This is a genomic window from Nocardioides panacisoli (assembly GCF_019448235.1).
Taxonomy (GTDB): domain Bacteria; phylum Actinomycetota; class Actinomycetes; order Propionibacteriales; family Nocardioidaceae; genus Nocardioides; species Nocardioides panacisoli_A.
This window is the reverse complement of sequence record NZ_CP080409.1, coordinates 2487954-2506321: the sequence shown is the minus strand read 5'-3', so window position 1 is coordinate 2506321 and position 18368 is coordinate 2487954. Positions and strand designations below refer to the sequence as shown.

Genomic DNA, 18368 nt, shown 5'->3' with positions numbered 1-18368 from the left:
GCCGGGCCTCTGTGGTCATGTGCTCGGAGTCAGCCCTTCCAGGCATCTCCGAAGAGCATGATCAACTCCGAAGTCGTGGTGATGCCGTGGACGTCCTCATTCCACGGGAAGAAGAAGGCACCTGCACCCATCGCCACTCCGGGAACGGTGTCCTGCCACAACTGGTTGATCTGTTCCAGCAGGTCCTCCGCCTCGTCGCCCTCGGCGGTCTGCAACTCTGCGATGAGTTTGTCCATCTCATCATTCCCATAGCCCGAGGGATTCTGCGGCGACTGGCTGTTCATGTTCGTCGCCAACCGGGAGTAGGGGTCCTCGTCCGGGATGCTCATCGCCGACACGGCAACGTCGTAGTCGTGCGTGACGTAGATACGCTGCGTCTGGTCAGCAACGTTGCGCAGCAGATCGGTCTCGACCTCGAATCCAACCGCCTCGAGCATTCCCTTGATCGTCACGGCGCCGGTCTGGGAAGCCTGATCGGATTGACCGATGTAGGTCAGCTTCCCGTCATAGCCGTCCGCCTTGGCCTCAGTGAGCAGCTCCTCCGCCTTCTCGGGGTCGAACTCTGAGGTCTCGACCTCGGTGTAGTACGGCGCGTTCGGCGAGTAGATGTTGCGACTTGGCAACCCGGCACCGTTGCTGACGCGATCGAAGTACACTTCGGGATCGATCGCGTGGTTGATCGCCTGTCTCACTCGGACATCAGAACCCGCACTGCCCTCACGGTTGTTCAGCCAGAACATGGCCGAGAGGCCGTTGGGCACCATGATCCCCGCGAAGCCATCGCGTCGCGCTTGCTCCACGGTCTGCGGCGCTCGCACGTTTGCCACGTCGACACTGCCGTCATCCAGCGAGCTCAGCCGGTCGTCGTCGCTTCCGAGCCAGACGAATCGGAGCCCGTCCAGGTGGGGCGCGCCGTTCCAGTAGTCCGTGTTCGCGGCGAGCAGGAGCTCTTCGCCGGGCTGGTATTCGTCGAGGGTGAACGGGCCAGCCCCGATTGGGGTGAACTCCTTCTGGTCCTTGGCGTACGCCGCGGGTGCCATGATCATGCCGGGACCACTCGCGAGCATGTTGGGGAACGTGGTCCACGGGCGGTTGAGCGTGAACACCACCGTGTCCTCGCCCTGCGGGTCCATGTCCTTGATGTTGCTCGCCAGCAGCAGAGTGTTGTAACCAGCCTGCTGCATGTAGTAACCGATGCTGCCGACCACGGCGGCCGCGTCGAGAGGAGTGCCGTCGGAGAACGTCACGTCCTCGCGGAGCCTCAACGTCCAAGTCTGATTGTCGTCGGAGTCCAGCGACTCCGCCAGCCACGGTTCGAAGGAGTCCGAGGCTTGGTCATAGCGCATCAACACGTCATACACCGCCGCGAGTGCGTTGCCGCCGGCAGCGCCGTTCGGGATGGTCTGAGTGGGGTCGAGGCTGCGCGCCTCGGAGTAGTCGGCGATCGTGAGCGTTCCGCCTGTCTGAGGTTCGCCCGGGTCTCCCTCCACGCCGACCACGCCAGCGGTGTAGATGTCGGACTTGGACATCTCTGAGGTGTCCTCCCGGTCCTCACCGCCCGAACTGGCGCATCCGGCCGTCAACAGCGCGGTGGCTACAAGGGCCGCGACACCGGCCCGTGGCATCAAGCGTTTCCTCATCGATCCTCCAGTGAGTATGGCCCCGAACAGCCCGGGATCTGCCGGGAAGGTGTGTCGCGCGTCACGCTAGGAGCGTGCCGATCGAGTACCGGAGCTCACTCCCACTCACCGGGAGCAGTGCGCGCACCCCAGGAGGAACGTCGACCACGAGGCGGCCACGCTTCGCCACTCTCAGATGTCCAGGTGGGAGAAGGCGGCATCGACAGCCACGGCGGACAGCCGTGGGTGATGGCGCGCATCCAGCCCCAGCGATCGCGTGTGCTCGGCAATCCCGGACAGTGTGGTGACCATCATTCCGGGCAGTTGCTTCACCGTTTCGATCAGCTGCTCCAGGAGCATCGCCCGGCCGGGTCGCCCGCTCAGGAACGGATGGTTGGTCAGCACGAAGCAACCGCGCTCTCGATGGAGCGCCTCCGCCTCGAGTTGCCACATCTCGCGCACTTTCGCGGGTGACTCGATCACACCGCTACCGGTCCAGCCGGGGTAGAAGGCGTACTGCTCCCAGTCGTCGAGCGCCCAGTCAACCGGTACCTGCACGATCGATGCTCCCGTGGTGCGGGCGCAGGCCATCTCATAGGGCCGGTCCCCGTCCAACAAGCTTGAGTCGTAGAGAAACCCCCGCTCGTGCAGCAGGTCGGCTGAGTGCCAGTTGAGCTCCCACCACGGAGCGCGGTAGCCGACCGGTCGAACATCGGCGACGTCTGCGAGGGCCTGCAGTCCGCGATCCAACACTGCCGCCTCTTGGTCCTCGGTAAGCGTTCCCATCGGTTCGTGTGCGTATCCGTGGTGGGCGATGTCGTGACCGCCGTCGACGATCCGGCGCACGGTGTCCGGATAGGTCTCCGCCGTCAACCCTGGCACGAAGAACGTGGCGAGGACGTCCTGGCGACGGAGGATTTCGAGCAGCCGGGGCACTCCGACGAGCGGTCCGTAGGACTGGTGCGACATCAACGACATGCGGGTGGCGTTGTGCCGATCCGCAGCCAGCGCACAAGACTCCGCGTCAACCTCGAAGGTGAAGCTCGCTGCCGCCTGCACGCCGGGCGGCCACGTGAACTAAATCGCCATGAACCCTCTCTACCGGGTTCCGGCGTGAAGGTCGAGAGCTCCGGACGATGCGGCTACACTGCACCCATGGGTGCCCGTCACAGAGCTGGTCAAGCTGATGTGACGCTGCTGCCTGCCCATGTTCCTTCCGGTGCGGTTTTGCTTGCGCTGGAACTCAGCCGCGAGGCTCGCGGCATCACCGGTCTCGACGTGCTACGCCGCAGCGTCGACCGCGCTCCGCCCCGCTGACGTTTGCCATTCGTGTCAGCAGGGGTGTCGTGAACCGGCACCTCCAGTCTTCTTTTTCTGCCCTCATCTGGGCGCGCGCCGCGCTCGGCGCCCGCCCAGGTAGGGGCGTGCGTGGAGGTAATAGAGAAATGAATCAGGGCGTAAAACAGTCAGTCTTCAACCGGTTCGAGCTGCAGCGAATCGATGGTGACCTGCGGTTGATCGAGATCGAACGGGCGAAGCAACTCTTGGGCATCACTGCAACGGATGAAGTGTCGGCGGCGTACCGGGAGACCGTCGCCGCGATGGTGGATGAATTGCGTCTTGCCCGACGTCGGATCGAGGACGGAACCTACGGTCAGTGTCGTCAATGTGATCGCATCATTCGTCGGGAGCGACTGGAGTGGCGGCCCTGGGCCACGACTTGTACCGAATGCGCGGCGTGCAGCAAGTTGCAGCACTGATGGGATCGCGTCTCGAGTGCGTCGCTCCTGCGTCACCGCGACGCCGAGCAGCAAGGCGCAACTCTGGTCGCGGTCCAGCGCCGGACAGTAAGTACCTGGCGGGCACACTCTGGGCACACCTGGATGTCAAGATCGGCCGGGATCGGTGCACATCGCGCGTCTCGCAGGCGTGGCTTCCCGCCTGAGAGCGGCATGACGTCTCTCTACGGATCAGAAGGTTTGGGGTTCGAATCCCTACAGGCGCGCAGCACGACGAAGCCGCAGGATCAGCCCGCTGACCTGCGGCTTTCGTCATGTCGGGGCCGGTGATGGTGGGCCTTCGCCGCCGCGATGCAATGGGCCGGGCGACCTGCCACCACCACGACGACCCCGGGAGCAACGATGACGGAGCCACCGGTCGAGGGTCCCTCGATCCTCGTGACGGCGGTGCCGAGCAGCAACGACGGCACTTCTGCTCTCTCGACGCTGATCGACGACCTCGCGGCACGCTGCGCGCAGGCGATCGAGGAGGTCGGCGGTCACGTGGTGTGGCTCGACCTCGACGCCACCACCAGCCTCGATGGCGCGGTGGAGGAGTGCGACGGGGTGCTGCTGCTCGGCGGCGGCGACGTCGACCCCCTCGTCTACGGCGACACGACCCGCCACCCGAAGCTCTACAACGTCGACCTGCGTGCGGACGTCGTCGACGTCGGCCTCGCACGCGCGGCCCGGGCCGCCGGCGTACCGACGTTGGCGGTGTGCCGCGGGATGCACGTCGCCAACGTCGCGCGCGGCGGCACGCTGGTCCAGCACCTGCCCGAGACCGCCGTCGCGCACCGCGGCGCCGACGATCCGATGGTCGACCACGACGTCCACCTCGCCGCGGAGTCCGTGCTCGCGGCCACGCTGGGACATCGCGACCCCCGCGTGCGGTCCGGGCACCACCAGGCGGTGGACCGCATCGGCGACGGTCTGCTGCCGGTCGGGTGGGCGGCGGACGGCGTGGTCGAGGCATTGGAGAGCACCGACGGCCACCTGCTGGCCGTGCAGTGGCACCCCGAGGACGTCGCGACCGACGGTGACCACCGGCGCGCCGTCTTCGGGTGGCTGGTCACCGCGGCCGGCGTACGCCGTCACGCACGGTCGACCGACGGGGGCTCCGACTGACGTCCGCGCCGGCCCGTGGGGACGGTGGCAGCGACGTCAGTGGTCCTCGCCCCAGTTGGCGACGACCACGGCGATCGGCGGGATGACGGCCGCCACGACCGACATGGCCACGGCCGCCTCGGTCGACCACATTCGGACCAGGTTCCACGCCAGCAGGATCAGGGCGAGGCACACACCCATCAGGGCGAAGTACCAGCGCTGCCGCCGGCGCAACCGGTCGCCCTGCGAGCGGCGTACGCCGCTGATCGAGAAGAGCGGACGTCGTGCCATGCCGTCCAGCCAACCACCTCACCGGTGGCGGCTCGGCGGCTCAGGACGCGGCGCCGCCGGGATCGGCCTGCTCGAGCGCGATGTCCGAGGGGTGCGTCGCGAGCGGCGTGACGGTGATGTCCATGTAGGGGAAGAGCGGCAGCCCCGAGAGCAGGTCGTGCAGCTCCTCGTTGGACTCCACGTCGAGGATCGACACGTTGGCGTACTCCCCCACGACCCGCCACAGGTGGGGCCACTTGCCCTCGCGTTGCAACTGCTGGGCGTAGGCCTTCTCGCGCGCGACGATGTCGGCGCGCTCCTCGGCGGGCAGGTCGTGGGGGATCCGGACGTCCATCCGGGCGTGGAACAGCACAGGGGCTCCGATCAGTCGCGGGTCGGGTCGAGCACGAAGCCGTAGTCGACGGTCTCGCCGCTGTCGGTGGTGGTCGGCGCGAGCATCAGCTCGGGCTTGACCGCCGAGGCGATGTCGTCGTCGTTGTGCTCGTCGCCGGGGAAGTAGAGCTGTGCGGTGAGCAGCTCGTGGCCGGGGGCAGACACCTTCACGTGCAGGTGGGCGGGCCGCCACGCGTGCCAGCCGGCGGCGGCGATCAGCTTGCCGCAGGCGCCGTCGGTGGGGATCTGGTACGGCGCGGGCCTGATCGTGGTGATCGCGAACCGGCCCTCGTCGTCGGTGGTGAAGGTGCCGCGCAGGTTCCACTCGGGCAGCCCGGGTGCGAACTGGGAGTAGTAGCCGTCGGAGTCCGCGTGCCACAGCTCGACCACCGCGCCGCCCAGGGCGGAGCCGTCGACCGAGGTCACCTGGCCGGTCCAGACCAGCTCGGTGCCGTGCTCGTCCTCGCGCATCGGGATGGTCCCGTCGGCGCCCTGCTCGGGTGCGTTCGGCACGTAGAACGGGCCCTCGATGGCGCCCTTGTTGCCCTCGCGGTGCTCGGTGGCGACCTCCTCGACGGCGTGCTCGACCCACACGTCGAGGAACAACGGCCACTCGCCGTCCTCGCCGACGCTGATGAGCCAGGACTTCAGCGCGTTGTACTCGTCGTAGGTGACCTTGTGCCGGCGCACCGTGGCGGTGACGGCCTCGATCACCTCACCGGCGAGCAGGTCGACCCGCTCCTTGGGGGTGTCGGCGACGCCGGAGGCCTTGTCGCTGCGGAACCGTGCGGTGGCCGAGGCGCCGGAGTCGGCGGCCTTGGGGTTGGTGTCGGTCGTGGTGGTCATCGTCTCGTTCTCCTCGGGGTTGGGTCGGTCGTTCGTGGTCGGTGGTCAGCGGTCGGTGCGGTAGTGGGCGAGCTTGTCCTCGTCGATCTCGACGCCCAGGCCGGGTCCCGGGCGCACGGCGAGGTGCCCGTCGTGGATCTCCAGCGGCTCGGTCAGCAGGTCGTCGCTCATGTCGAGGAAGTTGGAGAGCTCGCCGGCCCGCTGGGACGTCGAGCGGTACGCCGCGCCGAAGGCGACGGTGCAGATCGAGCCGAGCTGGCCGTCGATCTGGTTGCCCATCACCACCTCGATGCCGAGGCCCTCGGCGAGGTGGTGCACGCGGCGGGAGTAGGTGAAGCCGGTGCGGGAGGTCTTGATGCTCACCGCGGTCGCGGCGCCACCCAGGATCTCCCGCGTGACGTCGGCCGGCGTCACGGCGGACTCGTCGGCGATGAAGGGGACGTCGCACTGCTGCACGAGCCACCGCCTGCCGAGCACGTCGTCGGCCGGGCACAGCTCCTCGGCGAAGAGCAGGCCGAGGTCGCCCATCTCGTGCATCGCCCGCGCCGACTCGGCCGGGGACCAGCCGCGGTTGCCGTCGACGTAGAGCTCGACGTCGTCGCCGAGGCCCTCGCGCAGGGCCCGCACGACGGCGGTGTCGAGATGGAACGGCTTGCGGCCGACCTTCACCTTGAAGGTCGCGATGCCGTAGCTGTCGCGCATGCGCTCGGCCTCGGCCACCATGGCGGCCGGCTCGTCGAAGCCGAGCATGTGGGAGACGCGCATCCGGTCGGTCCACCCGCCGAGCAGGTCGGTCATGGGTACGCCGAGGGTGCGGGCGAGCGCGTCCCAGACGGCCATGTCGATCGCCGACTTGGCGACCGGGTTGCCCACGGTGCGGCCCATGTGCCCGGCGATGACCTCGCGTTCGAGGACGCTGCTGCCGATCAGGTGGGGCGCGAAGAGATCCTCGATCACGTTGATGACGCCGGCCTGGGTCTCGCCGTAGGTGAAGGGTCGCGGCGGGGCGTCGGCGATGCCGACCACGCCCTCGTCGGTGTGCACCCGCACCAGCACGTGCTCGGCGGCGGTGACCTCGCCGCTGGCGAACCGCAGTGGCTTGGTGTAGGGGATCGCGTAGGGGATCGCCTCCACCTGCGTGATCTTCATCGGGCTTCCTCCAGCAGTTGGTCGGTGGGGTGGGTGAAGAGGCCGGCCCGCTCGAGCGCGGCGAGCACGGACTGCACGAGCTCGGAGGGCTCGTTGCGCCACGCGAGCGCCAGCTCGACGGAGCCGGCGTCGGCGACGTCGCGGAACACCACCCCGTTCAGAGGCAGCGCCCGGGCCGAGGCGGGCACGAGCGCCACTCCCAGGCCGGCGGCGACGAGGGCGAGCAGGACCGCGGTGCCGGGAGCGGTGTGCTCGCGGTGGGGGGTGAAGCCGGCGTCGCGGCAGGTCCGCACCACCGCGTCGTTGACCGCGGAGTCCTTGTTGGCATAGAGCACGAAGGGTTCGGGACGGAGGTCGGCGACCGCGACGGCCGGCTCGGCGACGAGGCGGTGGTCGGCCGGTGCGGCCAGGATCAGCGGCTCGACCTCGATCAGGCGCGAGGACAGGTCATCACCGGTCGCCGGCGGCCGCATCACCCCGAGGTCGAGGGTGTGCTCGCGCAGCCCCTCGCACTGGGCCGGGGTCAGCAGGTCCGCGTGGACCTCGAGCGCCACGTCGGGGAGCTCGCGCTGCAGGATGCGCGCGACCGCGGGCAGCTGGGTGTACGCCGCGGTGCCGGTGAACGCGATGCGGGCGAGGCCACGCCGGCCGTCGGCGACGCGGCGTACGCCGGTGACGCTCTGGTCGACGGCCCGGAGGACCCGCTCGGCCTCCTCCTGCAGGAACTCCCCGGCCGCGGTGAGGCTGACCTGGCGGGTGGTACGGGTGAAGAGCGGGGCGCCGAGCTCCTCCTCGAGCTGCCGGATCGCCTGGGACAGCGCCGGCTGGGCCATGTGCAGGCGTTCGGCCGCGCGGCCGAAGTGGCAGGTCTCGGCGACGGCGGCGAAGTAGCGCAGGTGGCGCAGCTCCATGAAGTGCTCCTCGTGTCGTCCGGACCTGTGGCGTCGGTCACGCCCGCAGCGATTGATTCACGGTACGTACCGGTATTCAGTCAACACAAGGTCCGAATATTGATCGATTCATCGGCGTGATCAATCAATCAGACGCTGGGTCAGGACTAGGCATTTGCCTCGTGTGACGGTCGCCACACGTTGCCACGGTGGTGCGAACCGAACGACCTGGAGGAATCGATGACCGAGACGCTGGACCACCTGGAGACCGTGCTCGCCGACGCCGTGGTCGAGGACCCGGCTGCCGGCGTCTACCGCGCCAATCGACGGATCTTCACCGACGAGGAGATCTTCGAACTGGAGATGAAGCACATCTTCGAGGGCAACTGGATCTACCTCGCCCACGAGACCCAGCTGCCGAACCCGGGCGACTACTTCACCACCTACATCGGGCGCCAGCCGGTGGTCATCACCCGCGCCAAGGACGGCGAGCTCCACTGCCTGATCAACGCCTGCGCGCACCGCGGCGCGATGCTGTGCCGCCGCAAGACCGACAACCGCACGACCCTGACGTGCCCCTTCCACGGGTGGACCTTCCGCAACGACGGCACCCTGCTCAAGGTCAAGGACCCCGAGGGGGCCGGCTACCCGGCATCCTTCGACACCGACGGCTCCCACGACCTCACGAAGGTCGTGCGGTTCGACTCCTACCGCGGGTTCCTCTTCGGCAGCCTCAACCCCGACGTGGTGCCCCTCGAGGAGCACCTCGGCGACACGACGACGGTGATCGACATGCTCGTCGACCAGTCCCCGGACGGGCTGGAGGTGCTGCGCGGGGCGTCGACGTACACCTTCGACGGCAACTGGAAGGTGCAGGCCGAGAACGGTGCCGACGGCTACCACGTGAGCGCGGTGCACTGGAACTACGCGGCGACCACGTCGCGTCGTGACACCGGCGAGTCGAAGAACCAGACCAAGACGCTCGACGCCGGTCAGTGGGGCAAGTCCGGTGGCGGCTACTGGTCCTACCCCAACGGGCACCTGTGCCTGTGGACGTGGGCCGGCAACCCCCAGGACCGCCCGCTGTGGGACCAGATGGATGCGCTGAAGGAGAAGTTCGGCGACGCCAAGGGCGAGTTCATGGTCAAGGGCTCCCGCAACCTGTGCCTCTACCCGAACGTCTACCTGATGGACCAGTTCTCCACCCAGATCCGGCACTTCCGCCCGATCGCGCCGGACAAGACCGAGGTCACGATCTACTGCATCGCGCCCAAGGGGGAGAGCAAGGAGTCCCGGGCCTGGCGCATCCGGCAGTACGAGGACTTCTTCAACGCCTCGGGCATGGCCACGCCCGACGACCTCGAGGAGTTCCGCTCCTGCCAGTTCACCTTCCGGGCCACCGCGGCCCCGTGGAACGACATGAGCCGCGGGTCCGAGCACTGGCTCGACGGTCCCGACGAGGTGGCCGAGACGCTCGGCATGACCGGCGTCATCTCGGCCGGGATGCGCAACGAGGACGAGGGCCTCTACCCCGTCCAGCACGGCTACTGGCGCTCGGTGATGCAGGACGCCGTCGCCAGCGAGAAGGGAGAGCAGGCATGACGACCACCGAGAGCGTCGAGCAGTTGGGCAGCACGCTCATCACGCAGAACGACATCGAGCAGTTCCTCTACCGCGAGGCCCGCTACCTCGACGACCGCGAGTTCGAGAAGTGGCTGGAGTGCTACGCCGACGACTGCGAGTACTGGATGCCGTCGTGGGACGACGACGACCGGCTCACCGAGGACCCCCAGACCGAGATCTCGCTGATCTACTACCCCAACAAGGGTGGCCTGGAGGACCGGGTGTTCCGGATCCGCACCGAGCGCTCCGGCGCGACCTCGCTGCCGGACCCGCGCACCAGCCACAACATCAGCAACGTCGAGGTGATCGAACGCCGCGGCGACCTGGTCGACGTCCGGTTCAACTGGCACACCATGTACTTCCGCTACCAGACGGTCGACCCGTACTACGGCACGTCCTTCTACACGATCGACTTCTCGGGGGAGTCGCCCCTGATCCGTCGCAAGGTCGTGGTGCTGAAGAACGACTACATCCACCACGTCGTGGACGTCTACCACTTCTGATCCCGCAGCCGAGACCACTGCCGACGAATCCGGAGACCACCCGCCATGAGTCACCAGGTAGCCCTTGCGTTCGAGGACGGCGTCACTCGCTTCATCGACTGTGACGACGACCAGACCGTCGCGGACGCGTCGTACCGGGCCCGCATCAACATCCCGCTGGACTGCCGCGACGGCGCCTGCGGCACCTGCAAGTCACTGTGCGAGTCCGGCGAGTACGACGGTGGCTCCTACGTCGAGGACGCCATGACCGAGTCCGAGGCCGCGGCCGGCTACGTGCTGACCTGCCAGACGAAGCCGAAGTCGGACCTGGTGCTCCAGATCGCCAGCACCTCGGCGGTCGCCAAGACCCGGGCCGCGACCTACACCGGCACGCTGACCCGGCTGGACCGGCTCTCGCCGACCACGGTGGCGATCACCGTCGAGACGCCGGACCGGTCCGACCTCGCCTTCCTGCCCGGCCAGTACGTCAACATCGCCGTGCCGGGCACCGAGGAGACGCGGTCCTACTCCTTCAGCAACGGACCGGGGGAGGAGGGCCTCTCCTTCCTGGTGAAGCTGACGCCGGGCGGGGCGATGTCGGACTACCTGACCGAGCGCGCCGCGGTCGGCGACGAGATCACCTTCACCGGTCCCAACGGCAGCTTCTTCCTGCGCGAGGCCGAGCGTCCGGTGCTGCTGCTGGCTGGCGGCACCGGCCTGGCGCCGATCCTGTCGATCCTGCGCCAGCTGCACGCCGACGACAGCGCCCGGCCGGTCCACCTGGTCTACGGCGTGAGCTCGGACGACGACCTGGTCGAGCTCGACGCGATCCGCGCGCTGGCCGACGGGATCGACGGGCTGACCTGGGACTACTGCGTCGCGGACCCCGACAGTCGGGCGCCCAACACCGGCTACGTGATGGGACTGATCGACGCCGAGCACCTCCACGGCGGCGACGTCGCGGTCTACCTCTGCGGTCCGCCGCCGATGGTCGAGGCGGTGCGCACCCAGTTCGCGGACGCGGGCGTGGAGCCGACCGGCTTCTACTACGAGAAGTTCGCGCTCTCCGGCGCCTCCGCCGCAACCGTGCCCGAGGAGTCGGAGGACCCGTTGTCCGAGGAGTCCCCGGCGACCGACCAGCCCGCGCCGGCAGCGTCCGAGCCCCGCGACCGGCCGGGCCCCGAGGCCGGCGTCGCCCCGCCGGCGCTCGCCGGAGTCATCGGTCTCGCCGGGGAGGGCCGCGCGCTGATCGGGCAGGTGGTCCTGCCGGTCGCCGACCCGTCCCCGGTCGGTCCGGGCGCCGTGCCGGACCGGGAGGCCGAGGTCGCCACCGCCCGCTGCGTCATGGGCCAGACGATGTGCGCCCCGACCGGTGAGGGCCCCGTGCTCGCACTCGACGAGGGCGAGCACCCCGTGGCCGACCCCGACGCGCGTGCGGTCATCGGCCAGCCGATGCTGCCGGCGCCGGCGGAGCCCGCGCACCCGACCGACACCCCGGTCCCGTCGGACCGCGAGGCGCCGGGACAGTACGAGATCGGTGAGGAGCACCCCTCGGTCCACGAGTCCGACGCGATCTTCGAGGCCCGCGAGGCCCTCGAGCTCGGCGCCGTCGAGCTCACCATCGGCCGGCTCTCCTCCTCCCAGCTGGCGGGCTACCGGCTGCTCGCCGAGTCGACCCTGACCCACGTCGAGGGCGATCGCTTCACCGACGCCGCGGCGTACACCGAGTCCAACGCGGCCTTCCACGACTACTTGTTCACCCTCACCGGCAACGAGCACCTGTTGCAGGCCTACCGGGCCCTCGGGGTGCAGGGCCACATGGAGGAGGTCCTGCGCCACGCGACCTGGTGCCACCCGCGGTGCGCACGGGACCACGTCGAGATCGTCGACGCCTTCGCCGCCGGCGACCGTGCGACCGCGCGCCGCCTCGTCGCCGAGCACGGTGAGCGGTCCAAGCTGACGATGCGGCGTGCGATGGCCGACCAGCAGGGTCGGCTGCGCCCGGCGTACGTCAGCCCCGGCCGGTACGACGGCCAGGTCGTCCTCGTCACCGGGGCCGCCCAGGGCATCGGTGAGGCCGTCGCCCGCCGGGTCAGCGCCGAGGGCGGTGCCGTGGTCCTCGCCGACCGCTCCGACCTGGTCCACGGCGTGGCCGAGGAGCTCGCCGGCGCCGGACGCGAGGCGCTGGCGGTCACCGCCGACCTCGAGCAGTACGACGGCGCCACGACGATCGTCGACCTGGCCCTCGCCCGCTTCGGCCGGGTCGACGTGCTGGTCAACAACGTCGGCGGCGCCATCAACTTCAAGCCGTTCACCGAGTTCACCGACGCCGACATCCGCGCCGAGGTGGACCGGTCGCTGATGACCACGCTGCACGCCTGTCGCGCGGTCCTCCCCGGGATGGTCGCCCGCGGCCGCGGCGTGATCCTGAACGTGTCCTCGGCCGCCACGCGCGGCATCCACCGGATCCCCTACTCCGCAGCCAAGGGTGGCATCAACGCCATCACGGCCTCCCTCGCGATGGAGTACGCCGAGGCGGGCATCCGCGTGGTCGCCACGGCGCCGGGCGGCACCGAGGCGCCCCCGCGCCGCATCCCGCGGGGTACGCCGGAACCCGGGTCGGACCGCGAACGCGCGTGGTTCCGCGCCCACATCGACCAGACGCTGGAGTCCTCGTTGATGCACCGCTACGGCACGCTCGACGAGCAGGCCGCGGCCATCACCTTCCTCGCCTCACCGGAGGCGTCCTACATCACCGGCACCGTGCTGCCCGTCGCCGGCGGCGACCCGGGCTGACCACGTGGGCCGACCCGCCCGGCCCACCCCACCGCGTCCCGGGACGAGGATCCCGGGCGATCCATCCACCCCGACACCTCCCTGGAGTCCGTCATGTCCGAATCCAGTCGGCTCAGCGGCCGCACCGGCGATCACGCCCTCGGCCGCCGCAGCCTCATCTGGGTCGTCACCCTGTCGACCCTCGCCCTGATGTTCGACGGCTACGACCTGGTCGTCTACGGCACCGTCGTGCCGACCCTCCTCGACGACCCCTCCCAGCTCGGACCGATGACGGCCGGCGAGGCCGGGGCGCTGGGCAGCTACGCGCTGGTCGGCGTCCTCGTCGGCGCACTCACCGCCGGTGCGGTGGGTGACTGGATCGGGCGTCGCCGGGTGATGCTGGTCAACCTCGCCTGGTTCTCGCTCGGCATGGCGGCGACCGCCGTGGCGCCGACGGTGCAGGTCTTCGGGGCCTTCCGCTTCCTCACCGGCGTCGGCGTCGGTGCCCTGGTGGCGACCGTCGGCGCGCTCGTCGCCGAGTTCGCGCCCCAGGGCCAGCGCAACCGGCTCAACGCGATCGTCTACAGCGGCGTCCCCGCCGGTGGCGTGCTCGCCGCCCTGATCGCCCTGGTCGTGCCCGACTCCGCCGGGTGGCGCCCGCTGTTCTGGATCGGTGCCCTCCCGCTGGTGACGTTGCTGCCGCTGGCATGGGCGAAACTGCCCGAGTCGCCGAAGTGGCTGCTGGCCCGCGGACGCGTGGCCGAGGCGCAGGCGCAGGCGGCCCGCACCGGCATCGACCTCCCCGTCGACGCCGCCGCCCCCGGCGCGGAGCGCGGCCACGTCGGGTTCGGCGCGCTGGTCCGTCGCCCCCTGGCCTGGCCCACCCTCCTGCTCGGCACGATGAGCTTCGGCGGACTGCTGCTCACCTACGGCCTCAACACCTGGCTGCCGAAGATCATGCAGGACAACGGGTACGGCGCGTCGTACTCGATGACGTTCCTGCTGGTGCTCAACCTCGGCGCCATCGTCGGCGGCCTGTGTGCCTCCTTGGTGGCCGACCGGATCGGCGCCAAGCGGGTGGTGGCGAGCACCTTCGTCCTCGCCGCGCTCACCCTGGCACTGCTGCCGCTGGACCTGCCGCTGGGCATCCTGCTGGTCGCCGTCGCGATCGCCGGTGTCGGCACGATCGGCACGCAGGTGCTGATCTACGGCCTGGTGTCCAACTACTACCCCACGCGGGCCCGGGCGGCCGGCGTCGCCTGGTGCGCCGGCTTCGGTCGCCTCGGCGGCATCGTCGGCCCGATCCTCGGCGGCGTGCTGGTCGGAGCGGGCGTGGGCGGCACCACCGCGTTCTACCTGTTCGGCGGGATCTCGCTGGTGGGTGCGCTCGTCACCTCCTTGGTGCCCGGCGTCGGCCACGACGAGGAGGCCGCCTCGAGCCCGGCAGCCCCGCGGTCGGACTCCTCTACCGTGAGCGTGTGACGGGAGCAACGCTCGTGGGTCGAGAGGCCCCCCTCTCGGACCTGGCGCAGGGCCTGCGCCGGGTCCGCGAGCGCGGGCCATTGCTGACCGTCCTCACCGGTCCGCGGGGCGTCGGGCGGAGTGCGGTGCTCGACCGTCTCGCCGACCAGCACGACGGCGTCGTCCTGCGCGCCACCGGCCTGCCGTGGGAGGTCGAGCGGCACGGCGGCGTCGTGGACCAGCTCCTCGGCGTCCCGGATGCGGCCGGGGCGACGGACCCCGGGGCCGTGGCCGACCACCTGGCCGACCATCTGGCCGACCGCCTCGCCGCCCCCGACGCCGTGGCGCTCGTGCTGGTCGACGACGCGCAGTACGCCGACGCCGTCTCGCTCCGGGCGCTGGTGAGCCTGGTGCGCCACCGGCCCGACGCCACCGGGCTCGTCGTCCTCGCCACCCCGTCGACGCCACCGCCCACGGCGGCACCCGATGCCGTCGAGCTGCTCGCCGCGGTCGCGGACCGCATCGTGCTGGACCCGTTGGACATCGCGGCGGTGGTGGCCGTCGCAGCAGGGCGGGGGGTGGCGCTCACGCCGTGGGTCGCGGAGCGACTCCACCGCCACACGACGGGGCTGCCCGGCGCGGTCGTCGCACTGCTCGAGCAGCTGCCCCGCGCGACCTGGGACGGCCCCCATCCGGACCTGCCGGCACCCGCCGCGGTCACGGCCCGGGTGCAGGAGCGACTGGCACGCCTCGACCCGGTCGCGCGGCACCTGGTCGAGGCCGCCTCCGTGCTGCGCCACGACGACTCGCTCGCGGCCGCCGTCGAGCTCGGCGGCCTCGCCGCGGAGGACGTCTGGCCGGCCGTGGCGGCGGCCGTGGCCGCCGACCTGGTGCGGCTGTCGGGCCCGACCGGCAGCCGCCGGGTCGCCCCGGTCGACCCGATGGTCGCGGCGGCCGTCCTCGACGGGATCGGCGCACCGGCTGCGGCCGCGCTGCACCGTCGCGCCGCCGAGGTGGTCCACGAGCCGACCGCCGCGTTGCGGCACCGCGTCGCCGCCGCGCCCACCCCCGATGCGGACCTGGCCCACGAGCTGGCGCAGCTGGCCGAGGAGCGCGCCGCCGCCGGGGCGTGGGGCGATGCCGCTGCCCTCCTGACCGACGCGAGCCGCCTCACCGAGGACCGCTTGGACCGCGAGTCCCGGCTGACCCGTGCCGTGGACGCGCTCGTCGGCGCGGGGGAGGGTCGCAGGGCGGCCGCCCTCATCCCCGAGATCGAGAGCCTGCGCGAGACGCCGCTGCGCAACGCCGTGCTGGCCTACCTCGCGATCCTGCGCGGCCGCGGCAACGAGGCGGCGTCGCGGCTGGCCCGGGCGTGGGACCTGGTGAACCCGGAGCGGGAGCCCGACGTCGCCGCGCTCATCTGCCAGCGCTACGTCCTGCACGCACTCTCGCGATGCCGGTGGGAGGAGCTGGTCGGCTGGGCCGACCGCGCGATCGACCTCGTCGCGCCCGACCATCCGGCGGGGACCGAGGCGGCCGCGATCCGCGGGCTCGGGCTCGTCGCCTGCGGGCGCGGCGAGGAGGCCGAACGCGCCTACGCCCGACTGACCGAGCAGGTGCCGCACGGCGCACAGGCCCAGCGGATCAAGCTCGGCTCCGGATGGCTCCACCTCGCCCGCGACGAGGTCGACGACGCCCGGTCCGAGCTGGAGGCAGCCGTCCCGACCGACCACCTCGGCGGGTCGTCGCGGATCTCGCTGTGGGCCCGCGGCTGGCTGGCCCGCACCCAGTTCCTCACCGGCGAGTGGGACGACGCACTGCGCACCGTCTCCGAGTCGCGCGGTCACCTGGAGTCGAGCGAGATCGTGCTGGCGCGCCCCCTCTTGGACTGGACCGCGGTCCAGGTGCATGCGCTGCGCGGCGACCTCGACGCGGCGCGAGTGGCGCTGGCCGACGCCGAGGCAGCGCCGCAGGACTACGCCGTCATGCGCGTGCCCACGGCGCTCGCCCGGGCGGCGTACGCCGAGGCGCGGGCCGACCACGACGGCGTCGTCCGTGCGCTGCGACCGCTCACCACCGCCTCGCTGGCCGAGTCGGTGGCCGAGCCCGGCTACTGGCCCTGGGTCGGCCTCTTCGCGAGCGCCCTCGTCGCGGACGGCCACCCGGACGAGGCCGACGAGGTCCTGCGCCCCCACGAGGAGCGCGCGGCCGCCCAGGGGCACCGCTCGACCATCGCGCGACTGGCCCGGGCGCGGGCCGGCTGGCACGCCGCCGCGGGCGACCTCGACGCCGCGCGCGCGTCGTTCGAGCACTCGCTGGACGCGCTCAACGGGCTGCCGTTGCGACTGGACCGCGCACGCACGACCTTCGCCTACGGACAGGTGCTCCGCCGGGCCGGGAAGCGCCGCGAGGCGGACGGCCTGATCTCCGCGGCGCGCGACCAGTACGTCGCGCTGGGCGCCACGACGTACGTCGCCCGGTGCGACCGGGAGCTCAAGGCCGGTGGCGTCCACGCGGTCCGCGCCGATCGCGGCCCCGCCGACCTCACCCCGCAGGAGGAGGCGGTCGCCGACCTCGTCGCGAGCGGGCTGTCCAACAAGGAGGCGGCGGCGGAGCTCTACCTGTCCACCAAGACCGTGCAGTACCACCTGACCCGGATCTACGCGAAGCTCGGCATCCGCTCCCGCACCGAGCTCGCGGCCGGCCGGAACGCCGCATCGGGGGTGGCCGACCGTGACGACGACTGACCGGACCGAGTCCGGTACGCCGCGCGGAGCCCTGGGCGCTCTGCGTGCCCTGCGACGCGACCTCGGTCCCGACGAGCTCGGCAACGGCCTGGTGGGACTGCTGTTCTCGATCACCGGACCGGTGGCGGTGATCCTGGCGGTCGCACGTACCGGCGACCTGCCGCAGTCGGTCGTGGCGTCGTGGATCTTCGCGGTGTTCGCGCTCAACGGCGGCCTCACCATCGTCGCGGCGCTGGTGCACCGGCAGCCGCTGTGCTTCTTCTGGACGATCCCGGGGACGGTCCTCGTGGGCCAGGCCTTGGCCTCCGGCCTGCGGTGGTCGGAGGTGGTCGGCGCCTACGTGCTGACCGCGGCGCTGGTGCTCCTGGTCGGGCTCACCGGCCGGGTGGACCGGGTGATGGGGCTGCTGCCGATGCCGATCGTGATGGCCATGGTGGCGGGGGTGTTCCTCCAGTTCGGTCTCGGACTCGTCACCGCCGTCGGACACGACGTGGCCGTCGCGGCACCGATGGTCGTGACCTTCCTGCTCTGCACCGCGGTCCCGGCGATGGCTCGCCGGGTCCCGCCGATCCTGGCGGCCCTCGTGGTCGGGGCGGGGGTCGTGCTGCTCGCCGGGCGCCTCGACCCGGCTGCGGCGTCCGGCGACTGGGTCGTCACACCGGTGTGGCAGGTCCCCGAGTTCACCGGAGCGGCGGCCGCGGAGCTCGTCGTACCGCTCGCGATCACCGTGCTCGTCGTCCAGAACGGGCAGGGGATGGCCGTGCTGCGCGATGCCGGACACCGGCCGCCGATGAACCAGGTGACGCTCGCCTGCGGGGTGCTGTCCTTCCCGACGGCGCTGCTGGGTGGGGTGTCGACGTGCCTGACCGGGCCCACGAACGCGCTGCTCACCGCCTCCGGCGACCGCGACCGCCACTACGCGGCCGCGGTGTGGTGCGGACTGCTCGCGATCGGGTTCGGCATCGTGGCGCCCGGGATGGTGCGGTTGATGTCCGCGACGCCGACGGCGTTCGTCGCCGTGCTCGGCGGGCTGGCGATGCTGCGGGCGCTGCAGGGGGCGTTCACCACCGCGTTCTCGGGACCGTTCGGCACCGGTGCGCTGCTCTGCTTCCTGGTGACCGTCGCCGATGTGACGGTGCTCAACGTCGGCGCCGCCTTCTGGGGCCTGGTGGTGGGCCTCGCCGTGTCCGCCCTGCTCGAGGCCGACGACTTCCGCCGCCGCTAGGCC

At 70.9% G+C, this 18368-nt stretch carries 16 protein-coding genes; 9 read left to right on the top strand and 7 right to left on the bottom strand.

What is annotated here, in order from left to right; genetic code table 11:
• Positions 1–29: 29 nt before the first annotated feature.
• Positions 30–1529 (bottom strand): ABC transporter substrate-binding protein, encoded by a 1500-nt coding sequence (locus KUV85_RS12150; protein WP_219960158.1) that lies wholly within the window; start codon positions 1527–1529, stop codon positions 30–32.
• Positions 1530–1811: 282 nt separating this feature from the next.
• Positions 1812–2678 carry a polysaccharide deacetylase family protein gene (locus tag KUV85_RS12145; RefSeq protein ID WP_219960157.1) on the bottom strand — a complete coding sequence of 289 codons (867 nt, stop codon included), beginning with the start codon at positions 2676–2678 and terminating at the stop codon, positions 1812–1814.
• A 96-nt stretch (positions 2679–2774) separates the two neighbouring features.
• Between KUV85_RS12145 and KUV85_RS12140 the strand changes: the two genes are divergently transcribed.
• The 3 genes from KUV85_RS12140 (at position 2775) to KUV85_RS12130 (ending at position 4525) form a co-directional block, all read left to right on the top strand.
• Positions 2775–2936 (top strand): hypothetical protein, encoded by a 162-nt coding sequence (locus tag KUV85_RS12140; RefSeq protein ID WP_219960156.1) that lies wholly within the window; start codon positions 2775–2777, stop codon positions 2934–2936.
• 29 nt (positions 2937–2965) lie between these two features.
• Positions 2966–3379, top strand: a complete 414-nt coding sequence (locus KUV85_RS12135) for a TraR/DksA family transcriptional regulator (RefSeq protein WP_219960155.1) — start codon at positions 2966–2968, stop codon at positions 3377–3379.
• Between the two features lie 381 nt (positions 3380–3760).
• Positions 3761–4525, top strand: a complete 765-nt coding sequence (locus tag KUV85_RS12130) for a gamma-glutamyl-gamma-aminobutyrate hydrolase family protein (protein WP_219960154.1) — start codon at positions 3761–3763, stop codon at positions 4523–4525.
• Positions 4526–4561: 36 nt separating this feature from the next.
• Here the strand turns inward: KUV85_RS12130 and KUV85_RS12125 are convergent, their stop codons facing one another.
• From KUV85_RS12125 to KUV85_RS12105, 5 genes are read right to left on the bottom strand one after another with little or no spacing between them, the layout of a single operon-like run.
• Positions 4562–4795, bottom strand: coding sequence for a DUF3099 domain-containing protein (locus KUV85_RS12125; RefSeq protein WP_219960153.1), 234 nt, complete (start codon positions 4793–4795; stop codon positions 4562–4564).
• Positions 4796–4835: 40 nt separating this feature from the next.
• Entirely contained in the window at positions 4836–5147 is a 312-nt protein-coding gene (gene catC / locus KUV85_RS12120) for a muconolactone Delta-isomerase (RefSeq protein ID WP_219960152.1), read from the bottom strand.
• A gap of 11 nt (positions 5148–5158) precedes the next feature.
• The gene (catA, locus tag KUV85_RS12115; RefSeq protein ID WP_219960151.1) at positions 5159–6013 is read right to left on the bottom strand and encodes a catechol 1,2-dioxygenase; all 855 of its coding nucleotides are present in this window, start codon (positions 6011–6013) and stop codon (positions 5159–5161) included.
• 45 nt (positions 6014–6058) lie between these two features.
• On the bottom strand, positions 6059–7162 hold the full coding sequence (locus KUV85_RS12110) for a mandelate racemase/muconate lactonizing enzyme family protein (protein ID WP_219960150.1): 1104 nt from the start codon (positions 7160–7162) through the stop codon (positions 6059–6061).
• Complete coding sequence (locus KUV85_RS12105; protein WP_219960149.1) at positions 7159–8073, bottom strand: LysR substrate-binding domain-containing protein; 915 nt, start codon at positions 8071–8073, stop codon at positions 7159–7161. The genes KUV85_RS12110 and KUV85_RS12105 overlap by 4 nt, the downstream gene beginning before the upstream one ends.
• A gap of 219 nt (positions 8074–8292) precedes the next feature.
• On the opposite strand from KUV85_RS12105, the gene benA reads away from it, so the two are divergent.
• The 6 genes from benA to KUV85_RS12075 all read left to right on the top strand — a co-directional run bounded on the left by benA (position 8293) and on the right by KUV85_RS12075 (position 18365).
• Positions 8293–9654 carry a benzoate 1,2-dioxygenase large subunit gene (gene benA, locus KUV85_RS12100; protein WP_219960148.1) on the top strand — a complete coding sequence of 454 codons (1362 nt, stop codon included), beginning with the start codon at positions 8293–8295 and terminating at the stop codon, positions 9652–9654.
• On the top strand, positions 9651–10178 hold the full coding sequence (benB, locus tag KUV85_RS12095; RefSeq protein WP_219960147.1) for a benzoate 1,2-dioxygenase small subunit: 528 nt from the start codon (positions 9651–9653) through the stop codon (positions 10176–10178). Before benA ends, benB begins: the two co-directional genes overlap by 4 nt.
• A 45-nt stretch (positions 10179–10223) precedes the next feature.
• Positions 10224–12953 carry a benzoate 1,2-dioxygenase electron transfer component BenC gene (gene benC, locus KUV85_RS12090; protein WP_219960146.1) on the top strand — a complete coding sequence of 910 codons (2730 nt, stop codon included), beginning with the start codon at positions 10224–10226 and terminating at the stop codon, positions 12951–12953.
• Positions 12954–13046: 93 nt separating this feature from the next.
• Complete coding sequence (locus KUV85_RS12085; protein WP_219960145.1) at positions 13047–14414, top strand: MFS transporter; 1368 nt, start codon at positions 13047–13049, stop codon at positions 14412–14414.
• Positions 14411–17140, top strand: coding sequence for a helix-turn-helix transcriptional regulator (locus tag KUV85_RS12080; RefSeq protein WP_219960144.1), 2730 nt, complete (start codon positions 14411–14413; stop codon positions 17138–17140). Before KUV85_RS12085 ends, KUV85_RS12080 begins: the two co-directional genes overlap by 4 nt.
• Entirely contained in the window at positions 17127–18365 is a 1239-nt protein-coding gene (locus KUV85_RS12075; protein WP_219960143.1) for a benzoate/H(+) symporter BenE family transporter, read from the top strand. The genes KUV85_RS12080 and KUV85_RS12075 overlap by 14 nt, the downstream gene beginning before the upstream one ends.
• Positions 18366–18368 lie beyond the last annotated feature (3 nt).

Excerpts from the sequence above, each read along its gene's own strand:
- KUV85_RS12150 (WP_219960158.1), bottom strand. The coding sequence starts at position 1,529 with ATGTCCAAGTCCGACATCTACACCGCTGGCGTGGTCGGCGTGGAGGGA.
- KUV85_RS12140 (WP_219960156.1), top strand. The coding sequence starts at position 2,775 with ATGGGTGCCCGTCACAGAGCTGGTCAAGCTGATGTGACGCTGCTGCCT.
- KUV85_RS12130 (WP_219960154.1), top strand. The coding sequence starts at position 3,761 with ATGACGGAGCCACCGGTCGAGGGTCCCTCGATCCTCGTGACGGCGGTG.
- KUV85_RS12125 (WP_219960153.1), bottom strand. The coding sequence starts at position 4,795 with ATGGCACGACGTCCGCTCTTCTCGATCAGCGGCGTACGCCGCTCGCAG.
- catA (WP_219960151.1), bottom strand. The coding sequence starts at position 6,013 with ATGACCACCACGACCGACACCAACCCCAAGGCCGCCGACTCCGGCGCC.
- KUV85_RS12110 (WP_219960150.1), bottom strand. The coding sequence starts at position 7,162 with ATGAAGATCACGCAGGTGGAGGCGATCCCCTACGCGATCCCCTACACC.
- KUV85_RS12105 (WP_219960149.1), bottom strand. The coding sequence starts at position 8,073 with ATGGAGCTGCGCCACCTGCGCTACTTCGCCGCCGTCGCCGAGACCTGC.
- benA (WP_219960148.1), top strand. The coding sequence starts at position 8,293 with ATGACCGAGACGCTGGACCACCTGGAGACCGTGCTCGCCGACGCCGTG.
- benB (WP_219960147.1), top strand. The coding sequence starts at position 9,651 with ATGACGACCACCGAGAGCGTCGAGCAGTTGGGCAGCACGCTCATCACG.
- benC (WP_219960146.1), top strand. The coding sequence starts at position 10,224 with ATGAGTCACCAGGTAGCCCTTGCGTTCGAGGACGGCGTCACTCGCTTC.
- KUV85_RS12085 (WP_219960145.1), top strand. The coding sequence starts at position 13,047 with ATGTCCGAATCCAGTCGGCTCAGCGGCCGCACCGGCGATCACGCCCTC.